The 928-nt window shown below is 53.4% G+C and carries 1 protein-coding gene; it reads left to right on the forward strand.

Annotated elements, in window-relative coordinates:
• Positions 1-116: 116 nt before the first annotated feature.
• On the forward strand, positions 117-928 hold an 812-nt coding region (locus HMPREF2674_RS06575), incomplete at its 3' end, for a hypothetical protein (protein WP_070825194.1).

Genomic DNA, 928 nt, shown 5'->3' on the forward strand with positions numbered 1-928 from the left:
GCGCGTGAAATTATCGCCACCCGCCAGTAGATATCAGCGGCAAGCAGATAGGAGCCCTTGGGATAATTGGGGTAACTCCGTTTAACGCTACAACGAGGTATGGAGGAGGAAATCCTATGCGTAAGGCTCTCTCTGCGGTAACAGTATTCTGCCTACTGGGGGCGTGCGTATCCTGCTCCAACAGCGCCGAGCGGGACACCTCACGAAAAGCTGTTCTCGATTATTCAAAGAACTACATACACCTTCCACTGGACGAGTATGCCTTCGATGAACTAACAATCCGTACGGTGAGCACGGCGTGGCACACGCTCATGTCCGAATGCTATGCGCACCACGGTCAGTCCTACGCTGTGCCCTCAATAGACACCCCGCAACCCGGGGGGCTATACGGCAACTGGAACGTCGAGTACGCCAAAAAGTACGGGTACTCCCAGAAGGAATCCCGAGGCCCAGACGATTCAGCATCAGACGACATCAACACCCAGTGCCAAGAAGAGGTGAAAACCGCATTCTCTGACGTCGAACTTGACGAAAAAGAATACCGGTTCGTAGGAGAGCTCAACTCACAGGCATACACCTACGCCTCCCAAACCGATGAGTGGAAAAATATTCGCTCAGAATGGTGGACCTGCCTGCGTGAACGCGGGCTAACCCCCAGAGAAGGAGAAGGTGACTGGATGTCCGAAGAAAGCGCACATCTCATGGCTTCCTCCCAAGATAACGAAGAATCTAAGCCGGAGGAAATTCGCCTCGCAACCATCGAAGCTGAATGTAACCAGAAAGTGGGTATGGCTCAGCGTCTGGGTGATCTTGAGGCGTCCTACCAGGGGCCGCTGATTGAGAAGAATCAGGCGAAGCTCAACCAGCTGAAAGAGGAAAAAGAAAAGCATGTGGCGAGGGCGCGTGAAATTATCGCCACCCGCCAGTA

It is taken from the genome of Rothia sp. HMSC062F03 (genome assembly GCF_001836905.1).
Taxonomy (GTDB): domain Bacteria; phylum Actinomycetota; class Actinomycetes; order Actinomycetales; family Micrococcaceae; genus Rothia; species Rothia mucilaginosa_A.